This is a genomic window from Mesorhizobium sp. M2A.F.Ca.ET.042.01.1.1 (assembly GCF_003997405.1).
GTDB lineage: Bacteria > Pseudomonadota > Alphaproteobacteria > Rhizobiales > Rhizobiaceae > Mesorhizobium.
This window is the reverse complement of the sequence record NZ_RZRX01000569.1, coordinates 1-1,205: the sequence shown is the minus strand read 5'-3', so window position 1 is coordinate 1,205 and position 1,205 is coordinate 1. Positions and strand designations below refer to the sequence as shown.

The window sequence follows — 1,205 nt, the reverse complement described above, 5'->3', positions numbered from 1 at the left end:
GCTCGTCAAGCGCGTGACCGTCGCTTCGGCAACCGTCGCGCAGACCGGCACCGGGCGCATGCAGTTCTCCTACGATGCCGATGTCGACGGTCGGCACGCGACTTTGACCGCAACCGCGACCCGCGATGCGACGGCAAGGCGGATCGCCTCGCTGGATGCCAACATCGAAATAGAAGGCGCGGGCACCTCCGGCGAGGGTGGTTCGACCGAGGCTGCCCCAGCGGCCGATGGCGCCAGACTGGGTTCAATCGCGCTGAAGCTTTCGGGCTCGGAAGCGTCGGGCGACAGCCCGTCGCGGCTGGCGGCCTCGCTCTCGCTCACCGGTTCCGTGCTCGACCTGGATGAACGCGGGCTGCTGCCTGTCGATGTCGAAGCCGATGCCACGCTGATGGCCGGCTCGAACAAGATCTCGGTCGATCGGCTGCTGATCAAGAACGGTCGCTCGAGCTTCGACTTTGCCGGGTCGATTGGGCCGAAGCCGGCAGCCGCCGGGGAGGAGCCCGCATACCGCTACGACCTCACCAGCGACGGCTCGACGCTGGCGCCCTCGGAATCGCCCGAACCGGCGCTTCAGTTCCTGGCCCGCATCGCGGGCGTCTATCAGCCGAAGAGCCGAAAGATCGTCGCCGAGCAGATCGGCGTCCGGTCCGGCGGATCGGGCGAAGTGCTGGGCGCGGCCACCGTCGCCTTCGTCGACAACGGTCCTCCGGGCGTGTCGCTGTCGCTCAACGTTCACGACATGCCGGTCTCGCATGTGAAGCAATTGTGGCCATGGTTTTCGGCCCGCAATGCGCGGCTTTGGGTGCTGGGCAACCTGTTCGGCGGTACGGTGACCGACGGCAACCTGCAGTTCCAGGTGGTGCCGGGGCGTCTGGGCAATGGCGTGCCGCTCACCGGCGACGAAGTGTTCGGCCGTTTCCAGATCGAAGGCTCCCGCTTCGATACCGCCGGGCGCATCCCGCCGGTCCGCGACGCCGTCGGTGTCGTCGCGTTCCACGGCAACGATGTCGACATCGCGCTCTTATCGGGCAGCGTCTACATGCCGAGCGGGCGCACCGTGGCGGCAAGCGGCGGGACGCTGACGATCAAGAACGCCAATCGACCGATCGTGGTCGGCGGGCTCGACATCGACGTCGCGGGTGAGGCGCCGGCCATCGCCGAGCTTGCCTCCTACGAGCCGATCAATGCCATGCGCCATGTCGGGC

At 67.6% G+C, this 1,205-nt stretch carries 1 pseudogene; it reads left to right on the top strand.

Annotated features, from left to right (window positions below):
* A pseudogene (locus tag EOA23_RS34890) lies at positions 1-1,205 on the top strand (hypothetical protein); the annotation flags it as partial.